Here is a 21,954-nt window from a genome sequence, read left to right on the forward strand (position 1 = left end):
GAGCGGAGCCGGCTTGCGCCGGATCCCGCCCTGCCCCTTCCGGGCCAGCCCGTCCTGCAGCTTGAACGGTTTCCCATCATGAACGACGAACAGCTGCTTCGTTACTCGCGGCACATCCTGCTCGACGAGATCGGCATCGAAGGTCAGGAAAAAATCCTCCAGTCGCATGTGCTGATCGTCGGTGCGGGCGGACTGGGCTCGCCCGTCGCGCTTTATCTGGGCAGCGCCGGTGTCGGCCACATCACCATCGCCGACCATGACCGGGTGGATGCCACCAACCTGCAACGGCAAATCGCCCACAACCTGTCTCGCATCGGAACGTTCAAGGCAGAATCCGTTGCCCAGTCCATCGCGGCCATCAACCCCGACGTCGTGGTCACCCCGGTTACCCGGCGCGCAGAAGGCGCGCTGCTCGATCAGCTGGTCCGGGACGCCGATGTTGTGCTGGACTGCACGGACAACTTCTCCACGCGCCATGCCATCAACCGCGCTTGCGTCAAACACCGCAAGCCATTGGTATCGGGTGCAGCCATCCGCTTTGACGGCCAGATCGCCGTCTACGATTCGCGACGCGAAGATTCACCGTGCTATGCCTGCGTGTTTCCCGAATCAGACCAGCTGGAAGAAGCCCTTTGCGCGACGATGGGCGTTTTCGCGCCGATGGTCGGCATCATGGGCAGCACGCAGGCTGCCGAAGCCCTGAAGCTGATCTGCGGCATCAGCGGGTCGTTGACCGGGCGGCTGTTGATGCTGGACGGCAAACACATGGAATGGAGCGAAATGAAAATTGCGCCCCATGCGGCATGCGCAGTGTGCGGCGGCGGGGCCAAAAAAATTCCCTGAAAGAATCCGGCTGAAAGGCCGCGGGAAAACCTTATCTGGTGGCCGATGCCGGCATCCGCGAGCCGGCAGCAGACGCTGCGGCCTTCGCAAGAATCGCTGCACAGTTTTCATCCTGGCCCGGTCCGGTTTCAATGGTAGCGGCCAATGCCAGCAAGGGATTGATCACACCCAGTCCGATAGCAACGGCTGCACGTCCCGCGAGGGCTCCCTTGTCAGGGCCGGCCGATAGGGAGGCGAAGGTACCGCCAATCTTCAGGGGAGACCGCAAGCTCAGTATGCTGCGGTCTTTGGGCGCCGGATCCAGAACAAGGTCCAATGTCTCATCGGCAAGGTTGATCGTGCCGCGACCGTTGATGACCGTATCTGCCGTATCCAGCACAATCGTTTTGGTGGTCATCAGGCCTTTGTTCACTTCAAAAGCCGCAGCAGCACAGCGCAACTGCACATTGCGGTCACCACGAACCAGGAACTTGATCACCTCTCCGCCGTCCAGGCCCATGAACTCGAGCAGGATATTGCTGATCTCGCCCTTACCCATCAGCACGGCGACGTCGCCGGATGCCGATCCCAGCATTTGCGCCAGTGAATTTCCGCGCCCTTTCAGGTCCAGCTGGCCGCTAACCTTGCCCAGGCTGCTCCTGGTCGTTTCAACGGCAGGAAAGAGCTGGTTGAGCTGCACGGCCCGCAGGTCCAACCGTGTCGTGAAAACCGCGGGCACAGGGTTGGAGTCGATGCGGATACTCCCTGCCACCGTACCGCCTGCAATGCCCAGCGAGATCGGGTCGAGTTGCAAAACACCGGATTTCAGCTGGACATGAACGCTGCCCTTGTCGAGCGGCAGTACTTTCACATGCCGTATATCAGCCGCAGAATAAATCACGTCGGCGTTCATCGCCTGCAGCCGCGTCACATCAAGCGCTGCGACAGGCAGAACCTTGCGCGCAGTGGGCACCGTTTTTCTGCCTGGCGCCGCCGCCGAATCGCTGTCAGTCCTGGCAACAGGTGTGTCGGCACTGGCAGGCGTGGCTTTCCCTGATGGAGCCAGGCCGATCACGGGGGCGAGGTCGGCGAAATCAAGCAGCCTGGACTGGACCTTGCCGGTCAGAAGCGGCACGGCAGCAGACTGGTCAAAACTGAGCGCCCCATTGATATCCGAACCTCCAAGAACGCCCTGCATCTGGGTGGCCGCCCACACCTTGCCGTGCCTGGCCAGCTTGCCCCGGACTTTGTAGGGTGGTGTTGAAGGCAGCACAACGCCCACCAGCTTGTAGAGTTCTTCCAGGTTGCGTCCCTGCAGGTCAAAGGTCGCGTTGATGCCGGCCAGCTCTGCGAGATTGGAGACCGAGCCTTTGGCCTTGAGGCTGGTCTTGCCGGCTACGGCGTTCACTTCTACCGGAAACGGCGCTTCGAGGTCTTTACTCAGCTGGAGTACGCCGCCGGTGCGGCCAGTCGCATTGAAGGACTCGTTTTTCCATTTGCCGGTGGCCTTGTAGCTCAGGGGCAACTGCTCATTTGCTTCTTGTGCCAGTGAGAACTGAACATGGATATTGGCGCCTTGCGCTGCAGCCTGGTAGTCAACCGTGCCGCGGTCAATGACCAGCGCGTCGATCCGTGGAACGGATCCTTCGTCGGACGTATCCCGCGACAAGGCCCAGGTCCGGCGGCCATCGGGCTCTATTTGGAGCCCTATCTGCGGCTCGGTCAGCACAATCCGGGGCAACTCTACCCGGCCAAAAAGAAGCGGCAACAGCCGGATATCAAATTCTGCGGCGGTTGCCGTCACCAGATAGGGTTTGCTGGCCCATTCGGGGTTGGCTATTTCCACCCCGTCGGCCTTGACCGTGGCAGTACGTCCGAGCTGCACCGACAGGTGCCGGGTAATTTCAAAACGCCTTCCGAGTTGCTCGGATACGTGACGATTGATCGGGCCACGAAGCACGTCCCAAGGGAAAAACACCGCAACCAGCACCAGAATCACCGCCAATACGGCAATGCCGATGAGTGTTCTACGCAGAAGAGGCGATGAGGACAAGACGTTGTTCATGTGCTGGAGAGGAATCGTTCAAACCATTGCAAGGGCAGTCTGTAATGGCCAACAATGCGCGGCTGCCAGCAATGTCCATCACCCTTACAAGCGCGTTGAACTACAGTGAATCAAATGTGCGTCAGCTCACCCCACAGGACAGTCGGCAAGCGCCATAAGACGCTGTGGGCATGTGCCTACAGTTTTTTCGAGCGGGTCGTAGGAAACCTCCTACAGGCACTGCCCTTGGTCACTGGCAGAATGGGCCACAATAAAAAGATACATTAGGAAACAAGGACACCGCGTTCTTGAGCCTTTTGTAATATTTCCGAGAAGCACGTAGCCTTCCCACCTGGACCCGAGCAGTGAGACTGAAAACGTACATCGTAGAAGACAATCCCACCATTCGAGAGAATCTGATCGGGACGCTTGAGGAATTGGCAGGCATTGACGCGGTAGGCACCGCCGAAACTGAAAACGAAGGCAAGGCCTGGCTTGTCGAGAACAGCGGCGATTGGGATTTGGCGATTGTTGACCTGTTTCTGAAACAGGGAAGCGGTTTGGGTGTGCTGGCTGCCTGCCGTGACCGCCCCGCCACGCAAAAAGTCGTCGTCCTCAGCAATTACGCCACTGCAGACATCCGCCAGAGATGTGCCCAGCTCGGTGTCGATGCCGTTTTTGACAAGTCCAACGAAATCGATGCCCTGGTGGACTATTGCATCCAGCAGAGCACCATTTCAGATTGAACTCAATCGATCAGCTTGTTCTTGAGCGCGTAGTAGGTCAGGTCGCTGTTGGAGGACAGGCTCATTTTTTCCATGACACGCGTCCTGTAGGTGCTCACGGTTTTCACGCTCAGCGAAAGCGCCTTGGCAATGTCGCCTGCGGTTTCACCCTTGGCCAGCTTGAGAAAAACCTGGAACTCCCGCTCGGACAATTGTTCGTGGGAAGCCACGTCGTTGGGCCGGTTCAGCTGCTGCGCAAGGAGCTCTGCCACCGCCGGGGTAATGTAGCGTTTGCCAAGAGAAATCACACGAATCGCATCCACAATCTCGGATGGATCGCATTCCTTGTTCAGGTAGCCGCTGGCGCCCTGGCGAATCAGGTTGACCGCATAGTGCTCTTCAGGATAGCCGCTCAGAATGAGGATGCCGACATCAGGCGCCTTGGCGCGAATCATGGCCAGCGCATCGATGCCGCTTTGCCCAGGCATGGACAAGTCCATGACCAGAATATCCAGCTCAACGTTACGCACCAGATCAATTGCCTCACGGCCACTGCCGGCTTCTCCCACGACACGCAGGTCCACCTGGTCGGAAAAAAACTGTTTGAGTCCAGAACGCACAATGGCATGGTCGTCCACAATTCCAATTTTGATCATGTCGCTGTCTTTCTATAAGGTCTGCGCAAGCGGGCAACGCAATGAAAAAGATGGCCTGCAGGACATCCGCATTGATTTTCAGTGTTCATTATTGACGAAATTTTCACCAAATGACTGAACGGAGTTTGCCGTGAAACGATTTGCGATCCCAAAAATGGCCATCAGCCTGCCCCTGGCGGTGCTGGCTGCCGCCATTCTTATCTTCATTAACGAGGCTAGCTTCCAGAAATCCACAGAGGCGGCCGCCAGTATTGAAGAGGCCCAGCAAACCCGCGGCGCCATCAACCGGTTGATGCAGCACATGCTGGATGCGGAAACCGGGCAGCGCGGCTACCTGCTGACCGGCGACGTTCGATATCTCGAGCCCTACAACTCCGCCCTGGCCGATATCGACCAGAACCTGGATGCCTTGCGCCGGCTGTTCACCCCTTACCAGGATCAACTTTCAGAGTTCGGCGTCATGTCCAGGCATGTTTCGCGCAAGCTGGCCGAAATGGACCTGAGCGTGCGCATGCGCAAGGAAGGCAACGAGGACGCCTGGAAATTTGTCCTGACCACGGACGTAGGGAAAGAGCATATGGAGGCGATTCGCGCGCAGTCCGCGAAACTGGCCTCCAACAGCGTCAGCAAAATGGAGCAGGGGCAGGTTCAGATCAAGAAGGCGCTGGAGCTCTCCCGCATCGGCATTGCGGCCATGGCTTTGGCGGGCTTGCTGGCTTTTTACATGTACCTCCTTCAAACCAAGGCGCTGCTTGCTTCCGGCCGGCGCGAGCAGGAATCCCTGCAACGCGAGCGCGACTTCCTCGAAATACAGGTACGTGAAAGAACCGCCAACCTGGCCGAGCTGGCTACCCACCTGCAAAATGTGCGCGAGGACGAACGCGGCCACCTCGCGCGTGAACTGCATGACGAACTGGGCGCGCTTTTGACCGCCGCGAAACTGGATGTGGCCCGATTGAAATCCCGCCTGGCAGGCAATCTGCCGGAAGCGGCTGAGCGGCTGACGCACCTGACCAACACGCTGAACAGCGGCATTGCGCTGAAACGCCGCATTGTCGAAGACCTCCGGCCGTCCTCGCTGTCGCATCTGGGCCTGGTCGCCTCTCTCGAGATCCTCGCACGCGAGTTTGAAGAACGCTCCGGACTCTCCATCACCACCGATCTGGAGCCTGTGGAACTCGGCGGCTCGGCGCAGCTGACCATCTACCGGCTGGTGCAGGAGTCACTGACAAACATCGGCAAATACGCAGAAGCCAGGCAAGCCGAGATCAGCCTTCACAACTTCGACAGCTACATCACGGTAGAAGTCAAAGATAACGGCAAAGGCTTCAAGCTTGAGAGCGTGGGCCCGGGAAGCCATGGCCTTGCCGGCATGCGCCATCGCGTCGAAGCCGCAGGCGGACGGCTGACGGTGTCCAGCACCGAAGGCGATGGCACGCGCATTTCAGCGGTGCTGCCCAAAACACTTTGACCGGTCTCTGAACGTGGCGCGGGGCAGGTCACCTGCTGCTGCGCCCTGCCCGCCAAAGGGCTCAACACCCCTCAGCTTTTCGAGGCATGCGCTGCGCTGCCAGCGTAACAAAATGTCGGCCACCTCCTACAGGGCATGGCCGCTCGAACTGACAGGGGTACACGCTGGCAGCCGATGAAGGAAATTGAAGGCACTCATTAACCTTGCTGAAGGCGTTTCAAAAAGAAGCACCACCCCTTTTAGCCAAGCAAGGAGCCCGAGATGCTGCACTACTCCGTCGTTTTCCTGATCATCGCGTTGATCGCTGCCGTATTCGGTTTTGGTGGCATCGCCGCAGGTGCCGTCGAGATCGCCAAGATCCTCTTTTTCATCTTCGCCGTCATGGCCATCGTGAGCTTTGTCATCAGCTTGCTCCGAAAGAATTGATCCAGCCATTCCGAGAGTGCCGAACGCTTTTTACGAGCGAGCGGCGCGCGCTCTCCTTGCATCTCCATCGTCATTCACTCAACTCACCAAGGACCTGACATGAATACCCAAACCGCCACCAAGACTGCCCGCCAAAGCTCGGATGAGTTGCTGCAGAACGCAGAAAAAGCCGTTGACTCCACCCGCAGCTATGCCAACGAGGCATTCGACAAAGCCGAAACCAAAGTGCGCGAACTGCGCGGCAGCGTGGATCCCGTCGTTGACATGCTGGCGTCCAAGGCCCAGCACCTTGCCCGTCAGAGCCTCGATATCGCCTCTGAAGCCAAGCATCGCGCACAGCAGTCGCTGTCCAATGCCGCAGGTGCAACCACCCGTTATGTTGCCGAGCAACCCCTGCGTTCGGTGCTGATTGCCGCCGCCGTCGGCGCCGGCATCGCGCTGCTGGTGTCGTCTGCACGCCATCGCAACCAAAACCGTTACTGATCGCCAGGCTCCCGCCCGCTTTTCCCCGGTACCGACCACTGCACGCAGATTCGCCCCATCCAATGCTTCACCCCCTGTTCTCCACCATCGTGCAGCGGCCTGACCTCGTCATGGATCATGTCTCTGCTTACGCGGCGCTCTTTCATGAAGAGGCTTCCGATGCGGGTGCCGAGCTGGTTGCACGGGCTGTGGCGTGGGTGATTGCGGTACTGGCGGCCGCCGTATTTTTGGGGCTCGCAGGAACGGCCGTCATGCTGGGGGCGCTTCAAAACCAGTTTCACTGGGCACTGGTGGTGGTTCCGGGCATTGCACTGGCCATCGCCATCGGGGCCGCATTGCGCGCGAGAAAACCTTTCGCGAATGAACGCTTTCCCGAGTTGAAAGCCCAGATTGACAGCGACGCGCGCGCATTGCGCATGGCCGCCTGAACCGATGTCCACCCTCACCGCCCCAACGCCGCAGGAAAGGCTGGCCAGCAGCCGCAAGGCCATTGTCCGGCACATGAGCCGGGAAAAGCTGGACCATGAAGAAAACCCGGGCAATCCAGAGGCCGGCCCGGAGAATGATCCGGCGCACTTTCTCGACCGCGGAACCTGGGGCGTTCTCAAACATGCTTTGGGGAGCTGGTGGCGGCATCACCCCGTGAGCGTGGCAGTTGACATTGCCCGGCCGATGATTGACAAGTACGCCGAAGAAAAGCCGTTGCAGCTATTGGGTATTGCAGCCGCGGCAGGCGCTGCGGCGGTCGTACTACGGCCCTGGCGACTGGTATCACTTGGCGGCTTGCTGCTGGCCGCCCTCAAGACGTCCGAACTCCCAGGCACCTTGCTGTCCATGCTGTCTGGCGCACCGCACAAGCCTGAAAAAACACCCTACACACGATGAACACCTCCACGCTTTCCCGCACCGCCCCCGACGAGCTGGTGCTCGATGAAACAGCGCTGAACGCAGCCCGGAACAGCCTCAACGACGGCGCGATCACGCCGGCCTACGGGCCGCACCGCGATGCGATCGTCAAGCTGCTGAATGACGCACTGGCAACAGAACTGGTTTGCGTATTGCGCTACAAGCGGCACTACTTCATGGCCAGCGGTGTGTCGTCGCCGCCCATTGCCGACGAGTTCCTGGTCCACGCCAATGAAGAATCCGGACATGCGGACCGCATTGCCCGGCGCATTGTGCAGCTGGGAGGCGAGCCGGACTTTTCGCCGGCCACTCTGTTGCAGCGCAGCCATGCGGATTACGACGAATCGAACGACCTCAAAACCATGGTGCGGGTCAACCTGATCGCCGAACGCATCGCGGTTGAAACCTATCGCCAGATGATTGCGCTGATCGGCGACAAGGATCCCACGACACGCCGCCTGCTCGAAGATGTTCTTGCCGATGAGGAAGAGCATGCCGACGAGCTCAAGGACTGGCTGGAGAAATAACGATTACCGCAGGTCGGCCGGCGTGGTGCCGCCAGTCGACAGGCCTTTTTAACCATGCACCAGACGATTAAACCAACTTAGAGGAAAACAATATGAAATACGCTCGCGCAATTGCATTCGCCGCACTGGCAGGCATCACCATCATCGGCAGCGGCTGCGCCGTTGGGCGTGGTCAGGAAACTGCTGGCGCTTATGTTGACGATGCTGCCATCACCACATCAGTCAAGGCCAAGTTCGTCGAGGACAAAACCGTTGCCGCGTCCTCCATCAAGGTGGAAACGCTCAATGGCACGGTTCAGCTGTCCGGTTTTGCCAAGTCCAGCGCTGAAAAAGCCCAGGCCGAAAACATTGCCCGCAATGTGAAGAACGTCAAGGGTGTGCGTAACGACATCGTCGTTCGTCCTTGAGCGTAAGCGGCTGAACAAGCCGGGCCACCGCGCAGGTGGCTAAAAAAAGCAGGCTACAGATAATCTGTGCCTGCTTTTTTCGTTGTGACCGGGCGGCGATGCAGCCACCGCGGCGCCTGGATCCTGCAGCAGTCTTTGCAGACCCCCACGGATCCTTTCAGTGGCAGCTTCCATGCTGCTTGCGGAACAGCGCCGGATACACAGGCGGCGCGCCTTTTGTCGATGCAAACAGTCCCAGCTTTGCGGCCTGGGCACGTTTTTCCGCCCGGGCATAGGGACCTGCATTGCCGCGGCTGCGGTAGGACCAGGCCATACCGTTTGCGACCATCCATTTGCCGGCATCTTCTCCGCTGAACCCCACCCTGGCCAGGAGGCGGCCGTAGTCGTCGTGGTATTGGCCATGCACCGCCACACGTTTGCCCAGAAGCCGGCGCATCAGCGCATCACGCGCGAGGGCCCCGCCCGGCTGGCAGATTTCCGGCGCATCAATACCCTGGATACGAATGCTGACCGGTTTACCCCCCGCTATCGGACGCACCCGGACGGTGTCGCCATCAACCACATAGGTGACGATTCCGGGCCAGGCCGCGATGGGAGGCGAGGCCGTGCGCGCCGACACACCCCCATGCATGAGTGCCACCAGAAAGAACACGCCCACGGACTTGACTGCGGAATTTTTCGTCACGTTAATTTGCTACTAAATTAATAGCTGCTTGCGCCCGCCAATATTGACCTGGAGGCAGAAATCTTGATAAACATTGAAGATCGTCAGCTTCGTTTTTTCTGCTGTCGTCGCCAGCGCGCATTAAAGAGGAGCAGAGAAGCTCTGAATATACTGTACAAATAAACAGCCTCGTTCCTGCCCTGATCACGCTGTAACGATCCATCCTTCCAGCGTGTCCATGTCCACCGGCAAGCCGTAGCGGGGAGCGCCCTGCTGGGCCGCCCAGGCCGCCTGCATCAGGCACAGCACGGCATCGAGGCTGTCGCCGCTGGCGTCGTCGGCCAGCAGGTCGCGCTGCGCGTGGCTGACCTTGAGGCGCAGCCCCAGACGCGTTTGGCCGTTCTCCAGCGCGGTGATCAGGTCCTTGCGTGCAATCAGCCGCTCGGGCGTCTGCCTGGCTTTGTCGTCGCTTTTGTAAGAGCGGCTGCCCAGCACCTCGCGCGCGAGCAGGCCCGGGTAAGCTTCGAGCGCCACACGTTGGGTGTCGCCGTCATGCAGGCCGGGCAAGTGCACGCCCGCCGCGAGCAAACGCGGCACACCGGCGTGCAGCATGTAGGCCACGGGTGGGTTGACCCATTTCATCGAGGGGCTGGAGCCGGCCGGGCCGTCGGCGGCACGATGGGCGAACTTGCCGCCCACTGGCCGCGCGTCGCAGAAGGCGGCAAAGGTGCTCCGGATGTCTTCGCGGCTCAAGGCCGCATAGTGGCGCATGCAGGCTTCCCACTGCAGCGGCCAGCCCAGGTGCGCCACCAGTTCACGCGGCAGGCCAAATGGAAAATCAAACGCGCCCAGCCAGGGCTGGGGCTGTTGCAGCCAGTGCCCGAACGCCGCCAGGGACTCCAGCCGCTCTATTTTTGATAGCACGCAGCGCCCATGAAACATAGACCCGAGGGCTAAAACAATGGGTTTTTTCTTGGTCGGGCTGCTGGAGAAATCGCAGCCAAGCAACAAGGGCACTGTCATCGCTGCCTCAATCACGGTCTCAGCCCAGCGCCAGCGCCATCACGCCCGCCGCAATGCAGGCGGCGCCGATCAGACGTAAGGCACGGTCGCCCTCACCCAGCAGATGGCCGCCTATCAGCGCGGCAAACAACATGGACACCTCGCGCGCAGGCGCCACATGCGAAAGCGGCGCTGTCTGCATGGCGTACAGCACCAGCACATAGGACACGGGGCTGACGACGCCGACAAACACCGCGTACTTCCATTGCTGCTTCCACAACACCCTGGCCGCAGCGGGGTCGCGCAGCAAGGCGGGTGCCAGCACCACCATGCGCAGCAGGCAGCCCATGTAATCCACCAGGATCGGCGACATCAGCAGGATCTTGACCGCATAGCCATCGACGACGGTATAGCTGGCGATAAAGGCGCCGCTCAGCAAGCCATAGACCATGCCCTTGCGCACCCGCTGGCGCTGCGCCGGGTCGTGCGAGGCGCGCCACAGGCCCGGCCCACCGGCGACCAGAAACACGCCGCCCACGACACCCGCGATACCGGCAACACCGAGCGCGGAAATCTGCTCGCCCAGCAGCAAGATGGCGGCCAGCGACGACAGCAGCGGCCCCGAGCCCCGCGCAAGCGGATAGACCACGGTGAGGTCCGCCTTGCGGTAGCCACGCAACAGGACGATGTAATAGACGGTGTGCAGCACGGCGCTGGCACATAGCAGCAGCCATTGCGCCCAACCCCAGCGCGGCAGCTCGGCAATGCCGAACCAGATGCCCAGCGGCGCCCACGCCACCAGCAGCACCAGGCCGGTAAAAGCGGCAAAGCGGGCATCACCGCCCGCCTTCTTGGCGGCGATGTTCCAGCTGGCGTGAATCAGTCCGGCGAGGAGTACGAGGGCCAGGGCGCCTAAAGACACGCGTCAGGCCTGGCGGTACGCAGGCCTCAAACCCTGCCGCAGATGGAGGCGGTGGCCATCAGGTCTTCGAGCAGCGCGAACGACACCTTGCCCGACACCGAGTAAGGATCCAGCTCGGCTTTTTCGGAGTATTTAAGCAGGATGGAATGGTTGAGCTTGGACAGGTTGACCTGGCCCATGGTCCAGCCGCCAAAACGGCGCTCGGAAATTTCCTCGAAGTGCAGGAGGATCACATCCTTGTGGCGGGCGTCCTGCTGGATGTGGCCGAACAGTTCGCTGACCGCCATGCGGCCGCCTTCGATGGCCTGCAGGAAGATGCCACCGCCGTAGCAGAGGATGCCGGTGATGCCTGACGAGGGGTTGTGCTGGCGCGATTGCGAGAGGATGCCTTCGATGGCCTCGGGGCTCGTGTCGACCGCGCGGCTTGCGTAAAGTAAACGTACCAACATGGTTAGCCTTTCTGCGGGATCAATGCGAGGAACTCGCGGCGCAATGTCGAATCTTTCAGGAAGACGCCGCGCATCACCGAATTGATCATCTTGCTGTCCATGTCTTTGACGCCGCGCCAGGCCATGCAGTAGTGGCTGGCCTCCATCACGATGGCCAGGCCGTCGGGCTGGGTTTTTTCCATGATGAGGTCGGCCAGTTGCACCACCGCCTCTTCCTGGATCTGCGGGCGGCCCATGACCCATTCGGCCAGGCGCGCGTACTTTGAGAGGCCGATCACATTGGTGTGCTCATTGGGCAGCACGCCGATCCATATCTTGCCGATGACGGGGCAGAAATGGTGGGAGCAGGCGCTGCGAACCGTGATCGGCCCGACGATCATCAGCTCGTTGAGGTGCTCGGCGTTAGGGAATTCGGTGATGGTGGGAGGCGCTACATAGCGGCCCTTGAACACCTCGTTGAGGTACATCTTGGCCACGCGGCGCGCGGTGTTGTTGGTGTTGTGATCGCCGTCAGTGTCGATCACCAGGCTGTCAAGCACGCCCTGCATCTTGCCGGTCACTTCATCGAGCAGCTTTTCCAGCTCGCCCGGTTCAATGAACTTGGCGATGTTGTCGTTGGCGTGAAAGCGCTTGCGAGCCTGGGCCAGGCGTTCGCGGATCTTGACGGAGACGGGTGTGCCCTCGTCGGTCGCGTCCTGGGGGGGCGTATCGGATTTCATAAGCATGCCAGATATTACCAGTCCGCCCTTAAACCGTCTTGTCCGGAATTTGATAAGGTTTTTGGCCTCCAGCCCTTTCCTCATGAGCGCAAGCAGCTATCAAATTAATAGCTAACGACATGAAGGCCGGGCTGGCGCAGGACGCCTCAATAGCGCTGGCCTGCCACCAGCAGCGCCAGCCGCACCAGGGCATAGGCTATCCAGCCTCGCAGCCGCAGGCCAAAGGGGCGATGGCTGTGGTCGGCCGGCTCCATGCGCCGCCCCTGTTTCACCATGGCCTCGCGCACAATACCCGCCAGGCTTTCGGCAAAGGCCTTGTCCTCAACCACCACATTGGCCTCGCGGGCCAGCAGCAGGCTCAGGGGATCCAGGTTGGAGGAGCCCACGGTGGCCCAATGCCCGTCCACCACAGCCACCTTGGCGTGCAGGAAACCGGCCTCGTATTCATGGATTTCCACGCCGGCCTCCAGCAAGGCGCCATAGAAGGGCCGGGCCGCATGGTATTGCATGAAGTACTCGTAGCGCCCCTGCAGCAGCAAGGTGACACGCACACCGCGCCTGGCCGCCCCGATGAGGGCGCGCCGCAGCTTGCCGCCCGGCAGAAAATAGGCGTTGGCAATGATGATTTCCCGGTGTGCCTTGCCAATGGCCCTGCGATAGGCGCGCTCGATGCTGCTACGGTTACGCAAGTTGTCGCGCAGGATCAGCGCCGCCTTGGGGCCGGCAACGCCAGACCCGTTACCCACCACGAGCGATGTGGTGCCAGTGCGCCCGCCGTACCCCGCCGCCCTGAACTTTTCCCATGCGGCAGCCATGTGGCGCTGCCGCGCGCTGTAACCGGCCTGCACACGCCACCACAGCAGCGCCATGGCATCGGCGGCCTCCTCCGCCAGCGGGCCGGTGGCAGCCACGGCGAAATCGACGCGCGGAGTCTGGAGCTCCCCGTGGTTGGGATCGTAGAAATCATCGAGCACATTGATGCCGCCGCAAAACACCGTGTGCTGGTCCACCACGCAGAGCTTGCGGTGCAGCCGGCGCCAGCGCTCGGGCAGCAGCAGGCCCAGACGGCTCAGGCCCGTCCCCAAGGGCGAGTACACGCACCAGTCGACTTTCGACGCCGCGAATTTTTCGCGCCACTCGGCAGGAAGAGGACCGGTGCCTATGCCGTCGACCAGCACCTGCACTGTGACGCCGCGCAGGGCCGCGCGAACCAGTGCTTCGGCGACATCCGCGCCGGCACCGTTGAAATCAAAAATATAGGTTTCCAGCTGAATCCAGGTCTGCGCCGCATCAAGGGCCTTGACGAGTGCGGGGAAAAAATCCCGGCCGCCCTGGAGCAACTGCAACGCACCGGACTTGTGGAGTGGAAACATGGCCAGCGGCTTTTTTTCCTGGAAGTATGGAGAGTTGACGGGAAGGTCCATTCCATTTGAACCGACTGGCCGGTGTTTGCCAATCCAGTGAGACGCCAAACTCACAAAGTGTTGCGCCTGCGCGCTGCGCGGCTCAAGCCATGAATTTCGGCAGGAGGAGCACCGCTTCCGCATTCGAAGGGGAAAAACACAGGTCGGCAGCGGCGTAGTGCGGCAGCCATTGCCAGGCGGTGTGCTCCCTGGGGCTGAGCTTTACATCGCAGGCCTGGGGCAAACACAGGCTGAAGACATGTTCGGTGTTGTGGGTGATGCCGGGCGCATACCTGGCTCGCCAGACTGGATAAATCTCGTAGACGTTGGACAGGCCCCAGTCGCGAAACTGGCCGGGCGCGGCTGCGATGCCGGTCTCTTCCAGCACCTCGCGCACCGCGGTCTGCAGCAAGGGTTCGCCCGCCGTGTCTTTGGAGCCCGTGACGCTCTGCCAGAACCCAGGGTTGTCGGTGCGCTCGATCAGCAGCACGTCCAGCTGCGGTGTGTGAATAACGACCAGCACAGACTCGGGGATCTTGAAAGGTTTCAAGGTGTCCCCCTTCCGGCTGGCGGGCATAGCGCGCCGTTTTAGACGGGCTGTGGATTACGCAGGCGGATGTGCAGTTCGCGCAACTGCTTTTCGTCCACCGGGCTCGGGGCATGCGTGAGCAAATCCTGGGCGCGCTGGGTTTTCGGAAAAGCGATCACGTCGCGGATCGAGTCGGCGCCTGTCATCATGGTGACGATGCGATCCAGGCCGAAGGCCAGGCCGCCGTGGGGCGGTGCGCCGTACTGCAATGCGTCCAGCAGGAAGCCGAACTTCTGCTGCGCTTCCTCCGGTCCGATCTTCAGGGCATTGAAGACCTTGCTCTGCACGTCCGCCTGGTGGATACGGACCGAGCCACCGCCCAGCTCCCAGCCATTGAGAACCATGTCGTATGCCTTGGCAATACAACGGCCCGGGTCGGTGTCCATCCAGTCTTCGTGCCCGTCTTTGGGTGCGGTAAACGGATGATGCACGGCGCTCCAGCGCTGGCCTTCCTCGTCAAATTCAAACATCGGGAAATCCACCACCCACAGCGGCTTCCAGCCCTTGGTGAAGAGGCCGGTTTTCTTGCCGAATTCGCTGTGGCCGACTTTGAGGCGCAACGCGCCGATGCTGTCGTTGACGACCTTGGCCTTGTCGGCGCCGAAGAAAAGGATGTCGCCGTTCTGGGCCCCGGTGCACTTGAGGATTTCCGCAATCGCCGCGTCATGGATGTTCTTGACGATGGGGCTTTGCAAGCCGTCGCGGCCCTTGGTGATGTCATTGACCTTGATCCAGGCCAGGCCCTTGGCACCGTAGATCTTGACGAACTCGGTGTAGCCGTCGATCTCGCCGCGGCTCATTTCGGACCCGCCGGGAACGCGCAGGGCAACCACACGGCCGCCGACAGTGGTGGCAGGCGTGCTGAAAACCTTGAAGTCCACGGTCGCCATGACTTCGGTGAGTTCCGTGAACTCCAGGTTCACGCGCAAATCGGGTTTGTCGGAACCGAAGCGGTGCATGGCTTCGCCATAGGCCATCACCGGAAATTCGCCCAGGTCGGTGTTGAGCACGGTCTTGAAAATGTTGCTGATCATGCCCTGGAACAGGTCACGGATGTCCTGCTCGCCCATGAAGGACGTCTCGATATCGATCTGTGTGAATTCGGGCTGGCGATCGGCACGCAGGTCTTCGTCACGGAAGCACTTGGTGATCTGGTAGTAGCGGTCGAAGCCTGCGACCATGAGCAACTGCTTGAACAGCTGCGGGCTTTGCGGCAGCGCGAAAAACATGCCTTCGTTGACGCGGCTGGGCACCAGGTAGTCGCGCGCGCCTTCGGGCGTGCTCTTGGTCAGCATCGGGGTTTCGATGTCGATGAAGCCGTTGGCGTCGAGGAACTTGCGCGTTTCCATGGCCACGCGGTAGCGCAGCATCAGGTTGTTCTGCATGTAGGGACGGCGCAAATCCAGCACGCGGTGCGTGAGGCGCGTCGTCTCAGACAGGTTGTCGTCGTCAAGCTGGAACGGCGGCGTCACGCTCGGGTTCAGCACGATCAGTTCGTGGCACAGCACCTCGACCTTGCCGCTTTTGAGGTTGTCGTTGGTCGTGCCTTCAGGGCGGGCCCGCACTACGCCTTTGACCTGCACGCAGAATTCGTTGCGCACGCCCTCGGCGGTTTTGAACATGTCGGCGCGGTCCGGGTCGCAGACCACCTGGACATAGCCTTCGCGGTCGCGTAAGTCGATGAAGATCACACCGCCATGGTCGCGGCGACGATTGACCCAGCCGCACAGGCTCACGGTTTGGCCCAGCAAGGCCTCGGTCACCAGACCGCAATAGTTCGAACGCATTTGGGAAACGATAGCCATAAAAATCTCGGACTTTCAGCGCCTCGCGCGCAGTGTTGCAATTTTCGCCGTTTACAGGGGAGGGGTCAGCGGCCGCGGTACAGGTTTGGAGGGCACCACGACGCCCATGGAAATCACGTAGGTCAAAGCCTCATCGACGCTCATCTGGAGCTCAATGCAGTCGCTTCTTTTCAGCATCACAAAATAGCCACCGGTGGGATTGGGCGTGGTGGGTACATAAACACTCAGGTAGTCGCCCTGCAGGTGATTGACCACATCGCCGCCGGGCAGCCCCGTCAGAAAGCCGATGGTCCAGACACCTTCACGCGGCCACTGCACCAGCAAGGCCTTGCGAAAGGCATTGCCATTTTCCGAGAACACCGTATCGGAGACCTGCTTTACGCTGGAATAAATGGAGCGGACGATGGGAATGCGGCTCAGGAATGAGTTGCCCCAGCGCACCAGTTTCTTGCCGAAGAAATTGCTGGCAACCGCGCCCATCAGCAGCACGATCAGCAGCGTCAGCAGCACGCCGAAACCGGGGATATGGAAACCCAGCAGCTTGTCGGGGTGCCAGGCGCCAGGAAGAATCAGCAGCGTCTGGTCCAGCGTGCCGACGATCCAGTCGAGCACCCACAGCGTGATGGCCAGGGGCACCAGCACCAACAGTCCGGCCAGAAGCCATCGGCGGATCGAAGCCATCACGAGGAAGTCTTGGAAGAGGAGTCGGTGGCCGAAGCCTTGGCGGGCGCGGCCGGCGCGGGAGCTGCTGCCGTGCTTGCCGGCGCGGCTGCGCCGGAATCGGCCGGCTTGCTGTCCGCACCGTTGCTGCTGGAAGCGCCGGCTTCGCCGCCGTCAGTCTTGGGCGCGGGCACGCCTGTGCTGTTGCCGCCGCGGAAGTCCGTCACGTACCAGCCCGAGCCCTTGAGCTGGAAACCCGCAGCCGTGACCTGCTTTTTGAATGCGGGTTCGCCGCATTGCGGACACACTGAGAGGGGCGCATCGGAGATTTTTTGCAGAACGTCCTTGGCATGCCCACAGGACTCGCATTTATAGGCGTAGATTGGCATAGTGCTTAAGGCTTTGAGGGGCTGTCCCCGGGGTATTCCCGGGAATATCCCGGGGAATTTGCCTGGAAAAGGCTCCCAGATGCAAAGCCTTCAATTATAGGCCGTTGAGACCTTCCCCGGCCGGCCCTAAAACACCCGCACCCGCAGGACAAACTGCATGGCAATCAACCCCAATACAAAGCCCAGACCGCCATAAATCAGGCTTTGCAGCAGTTTGTTGGTGCGCTTTTGCTCATACAGCAGTTCCTCAAGCTCCCGCCGGTTGATTCCAGGGGGTGATTTCAGGTACTGGGACAGCAGGCGCGGCAAACCGGGTAGCAGCTTGGCATAAGCAGGCGCCTCCGCCTTGAGCTGCGCCAGCAATTTTTCCGGGCCCACCTGCTCGAGCATCCATTTCTCGAGAAAAGGCTTGGCGGTGCTCCAGAGGTCCAGGTCGGGGTCCAGCTCACGCCCCAGTCCCTCGATGTTCAACAGGGTTTTTTGCAGCAGCACCAGCTGGGGCTGGATTTCGACATGGAAACGGCGCGAGGTCTGAAACAGACGCATCAGCACCAGCCCCAACGAAATTTCCCTGAGCGGCCGATCAAAGTAGGGTTCGCAGCACGCACGAATGGCGGCTTCCAGTTCGTCCACCCGAGTCTCGGGCGGAACCCAGCCGGATTCCAGGTGCAACTCGGCCACCCGTTTGTAGTCGCGCTGGAAAAACGCGCTGAAATTCTGTGCGAGGTATTCCTTGTCAACCTCGGTCAGGGTGCCCACGATTCCGAAGTCCAGCGAGATGTAGCGGCCGAATGTTTCCGGCGCCAGACTGACCTGGATATTGCCGGGATGCATGTCGGCATGGAAGAAACCGTCGCGGAATACCTGGGTGAAGAAGATGGTGACGCCGTCGCGCGCCAGTTTTTTCATGTCGACACCGGCATCGCGCAGGCGCTGGGCCTGGCTGATGGGAACGCCTTTCATGCGCTCCATCACCATGACGTCGGGCATGCAGAAGTCCCAGACCATTTCAGGGATCATCACCAGGTCAAGGTTTTGCATGTTGCGGCGCAGCTGGGCCGCATTGGCCGCCTCACGCAGAAGGTCCAGCTCGTCGTGCAGGTATTTGTCGAATTCGGCCACTACCTCGCGGGGCTTGAGGCGTTTGCCATCAGCCGACGCGCCTTCCACCCAGCCGGCCATCATGTGCATCAGCGCCAGGTCTTTCTCGATCGCCGGCAGCATATTGGGCCGCAGCACCTTGACGGCCACTTCGCGGCCACTTGGCAAGATGGCGAAGTGCACCTGGGCAATCGAGGCGCTAGCTACGGGGATTTGTTCGAAGCTGGCAAAGATGCGGTCCAGCGGCCGGCCAAAGGCTTTTTCGATGATGGCGACGGCGACGGCGGACTCAAAAGGCGGCACCCGGTCCTGCAGGCGCGCAAGCTCGTCGGCGATGTCGGGCGGAAGCAGGTCGCGCCGTGTCGACATCACCTGGCCGAACTTGACAAAGATGGGCCCCAGGCTTTCAAGCGCTTCGCGCAGGCGCTCGCCGCGCGGTGCCTTCAGGTTGCGGCCCAGCGAAACGATGCGGGTCAGCAAACGGATCCAGGGACGCTCGAAACTGGAGAGCACCAGCTCATCCAGGCCAAACCGGAGCACGGTCCAGACGATAAAAACACCTCGGAAGAGGCGACTCATGCAGCAGGTGCTTTCACTGGCTCGGCATCGCCGCCTGTCGCAGAAGGACCCGCCTTGGGCGCCGTTTCAGGGGGTTGGGCACCGGTGGTTGCTGCCGCAGAGGAAGGAGGAACCGACGCAAGAGGTGTACTTGCCAAAAACTGCTTGAGCCCCGCAAAAATTCGCCGCCCGGCGTCGGCCACTGCATGTGCAGGAGCGTCACCGATCAGCCGCGAAAGGTCCTCTTCGGCATCCCAGCGCAGGTTTTCAGCCAGCCAGCCCAGTTCGGCGGCCAACTGCACGTCACCCTCGATTTTCACCGGCGGCGGCTTGCCGGCCAGCACAGACTGCATCACGGTCAGCGGCGATTCAGTAGCCACAGCCAGCAGCAGGTCCGGCTTGGCAGCAGGCTGGGCCCGGTCCACCAGGCCCGCCGGTGTAACCACCAGGTCAATCGCAAACAGGCCCCAGCGCAGATGCACCACGCGCCCCTTTTGCCGCAGCAGACGGTCCTGCGCCTGCTTTTCCTGCATCAGGACATGGTTCAGGAAGAGCACCAGCCGTTGCTGCCCCTCATCCACCACCCAGGCGGGCGGCTGAAAGCGGGTGGCAATGGATTCCAGAAATGAAAAAGGGGACGTGGTATTCATACGTCCCCCGATTCTGACATGGCCCCCACGGTCACGCACTTCGTGGCGTAACCCAGTGGAAAGAGTATTTCACCAGCAGGCGCCGCGGAACCGGCTTTGCCGGGCCGCAGGCGCCGCCCCCTGAAAGGGGGGAACAGGCTACATGAAGTGAGCCTGGACGGGGGTTATTGGAGAGCCTGTACACCGGCGACCAGCCAGCCGCTGCCGCCGCTGCGTGGCTTGGTCATGTTCCAGACTTCGCGGAAGGGGCTGGCGCCTGCGGAGGCGTCTTCGCGGATCATGCCGGAAAACTCCACGCTGGCCATGTAGACATCGCTCAGTTCCTCGATGCCCAGCAATTGCGCATCCAGCATCACGACCTCGGTCTTGTTGACCTGGCCGCCGGTATGCGATTCGCGGTCGGCAAGCTGGGTCTTGATCTGCTCGAGCATGTCGTCCGTCATCATGGCGCGCAGGTTCTGGATGTCGGAGCGGTCCCAGGCATCCTGCAGCGTGACGAAGTTGGCCTTGCTGGCCTTGAGGAAGCCTTCGGCGTCAAAACCGGCCGGAACGCCCCAGGACTGCACACCCAGCAAGGCCGAGCCGATCATGGAACCGCCTGCGGGCGCTGCCGCATCGTATTTGTTGGCATCAAAAGCCATGCTACTGCGTTCCCAAGGGCGCGCGGATGCATCGTTGCCGACGTTCTCAGGGCTGTAGTTCTTGGGGGTGGTGGCGTTGCCCGCACCCTGGAAGGCAAAAGGCGCCTGCCCGGGCGCAGAGCCTTGCGCGCCAGCCGCTCCGCCCTTGAATTTGCGCATGATGAAGCCGATCACCAGCATGACCACCAGCGCCAGCAAGGCAAACATGATGATCTGGCCGAAGGCGCCGCCCAGGCCCAGCGATGAAGCCAGCCAGGCCAGGCCCAGACCTGCGGCCAGGCCGCCCAGCATGGCGCCCCAGGGTTTTTTGGGCGCAACAGGCGCCGGCGTTGCCGCAGGGGCTGCCGGTTTGGCGGCATTGGCACCACCAGGCGCCGCCTCACGCTTGGTCACGTTGGACGACTGCTTGCCAAATGACGAACCACCGCCCAGTCGTTTGGCGTCAGCAACCGTTCCCCCCAAAGTCAGGGTTAACGCAAGCGCTGCGGAAAAAATTGCCGACCAGATTTTCATATCGTCTCCTTGATCACGGTTTTGAGGCCGTTTGACTTTTCAACACTTGATTCCAACATGCAATGCCACAACTCCGCCTGTCATGTTGTGATAGTCCACATGGCCGAAACCACTTTTATGCATAAGGGCTTTCAGTTCGTCCTGGCCGGGGTGCATGCGAATTGATTCGGCGAGGTACTGGTAGCTTGAATCGTCATTGGCCACCAGCTTGCCCAACCGCGGCAACACCTTGAAGGAATACCAGTCGTAAATCTTTTCCAGCGGCTTGGCGACTTTGGAGAACTCCAGCACCAGCAGCTTGCCACCGGGCTTGAGCACGCGGTTCATCTCGCGCAACGCATCTTCCTTGTGCGTCATGTTGCGCAGCCCGAAGGCGACCGTCACCACGTCGAAGCTCGCATCGGGAAATGGTAGATGTTCGGCGTCGCACACCAGGGTGGGCAAGCTGACACCAGCATCCAGCAGGCGGTTCCGGCCTTCGCGGAGCATCGCCTCGTTGATATCGGTATGCACCACGCGGCCGGTGCTGCCCACCTTGGGGGCAAAGGCCAGCGCCAGGTCGCCCGTGCCGCCGGCGATGTCCAGCACCTGGTAGCCCTCTTTGACGTTGGCCACCAGCACTGTGTAGGCCTTCCACGCCCGATGCAGCCCCATCGACATCAGGTCGTTCATCACGTCGTATTTGGGCGCCACGGAGTCAAACACCCCGCGCACGCGGCGTGCCTTGTCTTGCTCGTCAACGGATTCAAAACCGAAATGGGTACTGCTCATACCATCAATGCTAGAGGGCAAAGGAGTAATTGCTCTCGACAACCCTGAGCTGACATGGGGCATTGCGGCTTATTGCCCGCTTTTATGCTGGAAAAACAACAGTGGCGCGAAATGCCCATTCGCCGCCGCGCCGCGGCGCGCACCGCTCGCGCGGAATCAGTGGCTTGCACAGCCGTGGCCGCCGGGCGCGGCCATGGGTGCATCGCGCTCAACACCGGCCGCCTGCAGGCGCCTCCGGTACTCGTCCCATAACTGGGCCTGATCGGCGCCCAGTTTGTAGAGATAGTCCCACGAGAATATTCCGCTCTCATGGCCATCGGAAAACACGGGCTTGACCGCGTAATTGCCAATAGGCTCGAGCTCCACCACATTCACTTCGCGTTTGCCGGTTTGCAAAATTTCCTGGCCAGGGCCATGGCCCTGCACCTCTGCCGAGGGCGAATAGACGCGCATGAGTTCAAACGGAATCCTGAACTCGGCGCCGTCGGAGAACGCGATTTCAAGAATGCGCGACTGGCTGTGAACCGTCAATGCGGTGGGCGTGGGTGAACCGGGTTGAAGGCCTGCCATGGGAAATCGCTTTCTGAAAAGAAAAGGCCGGACGCATCAGGCCTTCGTGAGGATTCGGCATTCTGGCAATAAGCCCGTTGA

At 60.9% G+C, this 21,954-nt stretch carries 26 protein-coding genes; 9 read left to right on the forward strand and 17 right to left on the reverse strand.

The genetic code is table 11. The annotated features are described in order from the left end of the window. The first annotated feature begins 78 nt into the window (after positions 1 to 78). Positions 79 to 843, forward strand: coding sequence for a HesA/MoeB/ThiF family protein (locus AC1DWQ_RS11740; protein WP_477669805.1), 765 nt, complete (start codon positions 79 to 81; stop codon positions 841 to 843). A 31-nt stretch (positions 844 to 874) separates the two neighbouring features. Here AC1DWQ_RS11740 and AC1DWQ_RS11745 read toward each other — a convergent pair whose 3' ends face one another. Continuing rightward, entirely contained in the window at positions 875 to 2,887 is a 2,013-nt protein-coding gene (locus AC1DWQ_RS11745) for an AsmA family protein (RefSeq protein WP_477669806.1), read from the reverse strand. Between the two features lie 344 nt (positions 2,888 to 3,231). Here AC1DWQ_RS11745 and AC1DWQ_RS11750 point away from each other — a divergent pair, with 344 nt between their 5' ends. Further along, entirely contained in the window at positions 3,232 to 3,612 is a 381-nt protein-coding gene (locus AC1DWQ_RS11750) for a response regulator (protein WP_477669807.1), read from the forward strand. Positions 3,613 to 3,614: 2 nt separating this feature from the next. On the opposite strand, the gene AC1DWQ_RS11755 is transcribed toward AC1DWQ_RS11750, so the two are convergent. Next, a complete protein-coding gene (locus tag AC1DWQ_RS11755) occupies positions 3,615 to 4,247 on the reverse strand; it encodes a response regulator (protein ID WP_007867910.1) in 633 nt (210 codons plus the stop codon). A 130-nt stretch (positions 4,248 to 4,377) separates the two neighbouring features. Here AC1DWQ_RS11755 and AC1DWQ_RS11760 point away from each other — a divergent pair, with 130 nt between their 5' ends. From AC1DWQ_RS11760 to AC1DWQ_RS11790, 7 genes are all read left to right on the forward strand, one after another. Then, on the forward strand, positions 4,378 to 5,718 hold the full coding sequence (locus AC1DWQ_RS11760) for a sensor histidine kinase (protein WP_477669808.1): 1,341 nt from the start codon (positions 4,378 to 4,380) through the stop codon (positions 5,716 to 5,718). A 261-nt stretch (positions 5,719 to 5,979) separates the two neighbouring features. Then, positions 5,980 to 6,144: a DUF1328 domain-containing protein gene (locus tag AC1DWQ_RS11765; RefSeq protein WP_457279639.1), complete on the forward strand. Its 165-nt coding sequence runs from the start codon at positions 5,980 to 5,982 to the stop codon at positions 6,142 to 6,144. A 99-nt stretch (positions 6,145 to 6,243) separates the two neighbouring features. Further along, the gene (locus tag AC1DWQ_RS11770; RefSeq protein WP_457279640.1) at positions 6,244 to 6,627 is read left to right on the forward strand and encodes a glycine zipper domain-containing protein; all 384 of its coding nucleotides are present in this window, start codon (positions 6,244 to 6,246) and stop codon (positions 6,625 to 6,627) included. A 62-nt stretch (positions 6,628 to 6,689) separates the two neighbouring features. After that, the gene (locus tag AC1DWQ_RS11775; RefSeq protein WP_477648497.1) at positions 6,690 to 7,055 is read left to right on the forward strand and encodes a hypothetical protein; all 366 of its coding nucleotides are present in this window, start codon (positions 6,690 to 6,692) and stop codon (positions 7,053 to 7,055) included. Positions 7,056 to 7,059: 4 nt separating this feature from the next. Continuing rightward, on the forward strand, positions 7,060 to 7,512 hold the full coding sequence (locus AC1DWQ_RS11780; protein WP_477669809.1) for a hypothetical protein: 453 nt from the start codon (positions 7,060 to 7,062) through the stop codon (positions 7,510 to 7,512). After that, a complete protein-coding gene (locus AC1DWQ_RS11785; protein WP_477669810.1) occupies positions 7,509 to 8,060 on the forward strand; it encodes a ferritin-like domain-containing protein in 552 nt (183 codons plus the stop codon). Before AC1DWQ_RS11780 ends, AC1DWQ_RS11785 begins: the two co-directional genes overlap by 4 nt. 92 nt (positions 8,061 to 8,152) lie before the next feature. Further along, positions 8,153 to 8,467 (forward strand): BON domain-containing protein, encoded by a 315-nt coding sequence (locus AC1DWQ_RS11790; protein WP_477648500.1) that lies wholly within the window; start codon positions 8,153 to 8,155, stop codon positions 8,465 to 8,467. Positions 8,468 to 8,624: 157 nt separating this feature from the next. Here AC1DWQ_RS11790 and AC1DWQ_RS11795 read toward each other — a convergent pair whose 3' ends face one another. The 15 genes from AC1DWQ_RS11795 to AC1DWQ_RS11865 form a co-directional block, all read right to left on the reverse strand. Next, positions 8,625 to 9,152 carry a thermonuclease family protein gene (locus AC1DWQ_RS11795; protein ID WP_477669811.1) on the reverse strand — a complete coding sequence of 176 codons (528 nt, stop codon included), beginning with the start codon at positions 9,150 to 9,152 and terminating at the stop codon, positions 8,625 to 8,627. Between the two features lie 183 nt (positions 9,153 to 9,335). Then, positions 9,336 to 10,154, reverse strand: a complete 819-nt coding sequence (locus AC1DWQ_RS11800) for a DUF429 domain-containing protein (RefSeq protein WP_477669812.1) — start codon at positions 10,152 to 10,154, stop codon at positions 9,336 to 9,338. A 19-nt stretch (positions 10,155 to 10,173) separates the two neighbouring features. Then, positions 10,174 to 11,055 carry an EamA family transporter gene (locus AC1DWQ_RS11805; protein ID WP_477669813.1) on the reverse strand — a complete coding sequence of 294 codons (882 nt, stop codon included), beginning with the start codon at positions 11,053 to 11,055 and terminating at the stop codon, positions 10,174 to 10,176. 26 nt (positions 11,056 to 11,081) lie between these two features. Next, a complete protein-coding gene (locus AC1DWQ_RS11810) occupies positions 11,082 to 11,504 on the reverse strand; it encodes a BLUF domain-containing protein (protein ID WP_348045618.1) in 423 nt (140 codons plus the stop codon). Positions 11,505 to 11,506: 2 nt separating this feature from the next. Next, on the reverse strand, positions 11,507 to 12,229 hold the full coding sequence (gene folE / locus AC1DWQ_RS11815; RefSeq protein ID WP_477669814.1) for a GTP cyclohydrolase I: 723 nt from the start codon (positions 12,227 to 12,229) through the stop codon (positions 11,507 to 11,509). A 140-nt stretch (positions 12,230 to 12,369) separates the two neighbouring features. Continuing rightward, positions 12,370 to 13,596, reverse strand: coding sequence for a cardiolipin synthase ClsB (gene clsB / locus AC1DWQ_RS11820; RefSeq protein WP_477669815.1), 1,227 nt, complete (start codon positions 13,594 to 13,596; stop codon positions 12,370 to 12,372). A 133-nt stretch (positions 13,597 to 13,729) separates the two neighbouring features. Beyond that, positions 13,730 to 14,176, reverse strand: coding sequence for a dihydroneopterin triphosphate diphosphatase (gene nudB, locus AC1DWQ_RS11825; protein ID WP_477669816.1), 447 nt, complete (start codon positions 14,174 to 14,176; stop codon positions 13,730 to 13,732). 38 nt (positions 14,177 to 14,214) lie between these two features. After that, a complete protein-coding gene (gene aspS / locus AC1DWQ_RS11830) occupies positions 14,215 to 16,020 on the reverse strand; it encodes an aspartate--tRNA ligase (RefSeq protein ID WP_477669817.1) in 1,806 nt (601 codons plus the stop codon). Positions 16,021 to 16,071: 51 nt separating this feature from the next. Continuing rightward, positions 16,072 to 16,701: a DUF502 domain-containing protein gene (locus AC1DWQ_RS11835; protein ID WP_457279653.1), complete on the reverse strand. Its 630-nt coding sequence runs from the start codon at positions 16,699 to 16,701 to the stop codon at positions 16,072 to 16,074. Further along, positions 16,701 to 17,069, reverse strand: a complete 369-nt coding sequence (locus AC1DWQ_RS11840; RefSeq protein ID WP_477669818.1) for an FmdB family zinc ribbon protein — start codon at positions 17,067 to 17,069, stop codon at positions 16,701 to 16,703. The genes AC1DWQ_RS11835 and AC1DWQ_RS11840 overlap by 1 nt, the downstream gene beginning before the upstream one ends. Positions 17,070 to 17,195: 126 nt before the next feature. Further along, positions 17,196 to 18,749 (reverse strand): ubiquinone biosynthesis regulatory protein kinase UbiB, encoded by a 1,554-nt coding sequence (gene ubiB / locus AC1DWQ_RS11845; RefSeq protein ID WP_477669819.1) that lies wholly within the window; start codon positions 18,747 to 18,749, stop codon positions 17,196 to 17,198. Continuing rightward, the gene (locus AC1DWQ_RS11850; protein WP_477669820.1) at positions 18,746 to 19,378 is read right to left on the reverse strand and encodes a hypothetical protein; all 633 of its coding nucleotides are present in this window, start codon (positions 19,376 to 19,378) and stop codon (positions 18,746 to 18,748) included. The genes ubiB and AC1DWQ_RS11850 overlap by 4 nt, the downstream gene beginning before the upstream one ends. Positions 19,379 to 19,542: 164 nt before the next feature. Then, positions 19,543 to 20,532 (reverse strand): Tim44 domain-containing protein, encoded by a 990-nt coding sequence (locus AC1DWQ_RS11855; protein WP_477669821.1) that lies wholly within the window; start codon positions 20,530 to 20,532, stop codon positions 19,543 to 19,545. Positions 20,533 to 20,571: 39 nt separating this feature from the next. Continuing rightward, on the reverse strand, positions 20,572 to 21,303 hold the full coding sequence (gene ubiE / locus AC1DWQ_RS11860) for a bifunctional demethylmenaquinone methyltransferase/2-methoxy-6-polyprenyl-1,4-benzoquinol methylase UbiE (protein WP_477666074.1): 732 nt from the start codon (positions 21,301 to 21,303) through the stop codon (positions 20,572 to 20,574). Between the two features lie 156 nt (positions 21,304 to 21,459). After that, positions 21,460 to 21,873: a gamma-butyrobetaine hydroxylase family protein gene (locus AC1DWQ_RS11865; RefSeq protein ID WP_477669822.1), complete on the reverse strand. Its 414-nt coding sequence runs from the start codon at positions 21,871 to 21,873 to the stop codon at positions 21,460 to 21,462. Positions 21,874 to 21,954 lie beyond the last annotated feature (81 nt).

The sequence above is a fragment of the Polaromonas sp. P2_G11 genome (assembly GCF_056403595.1).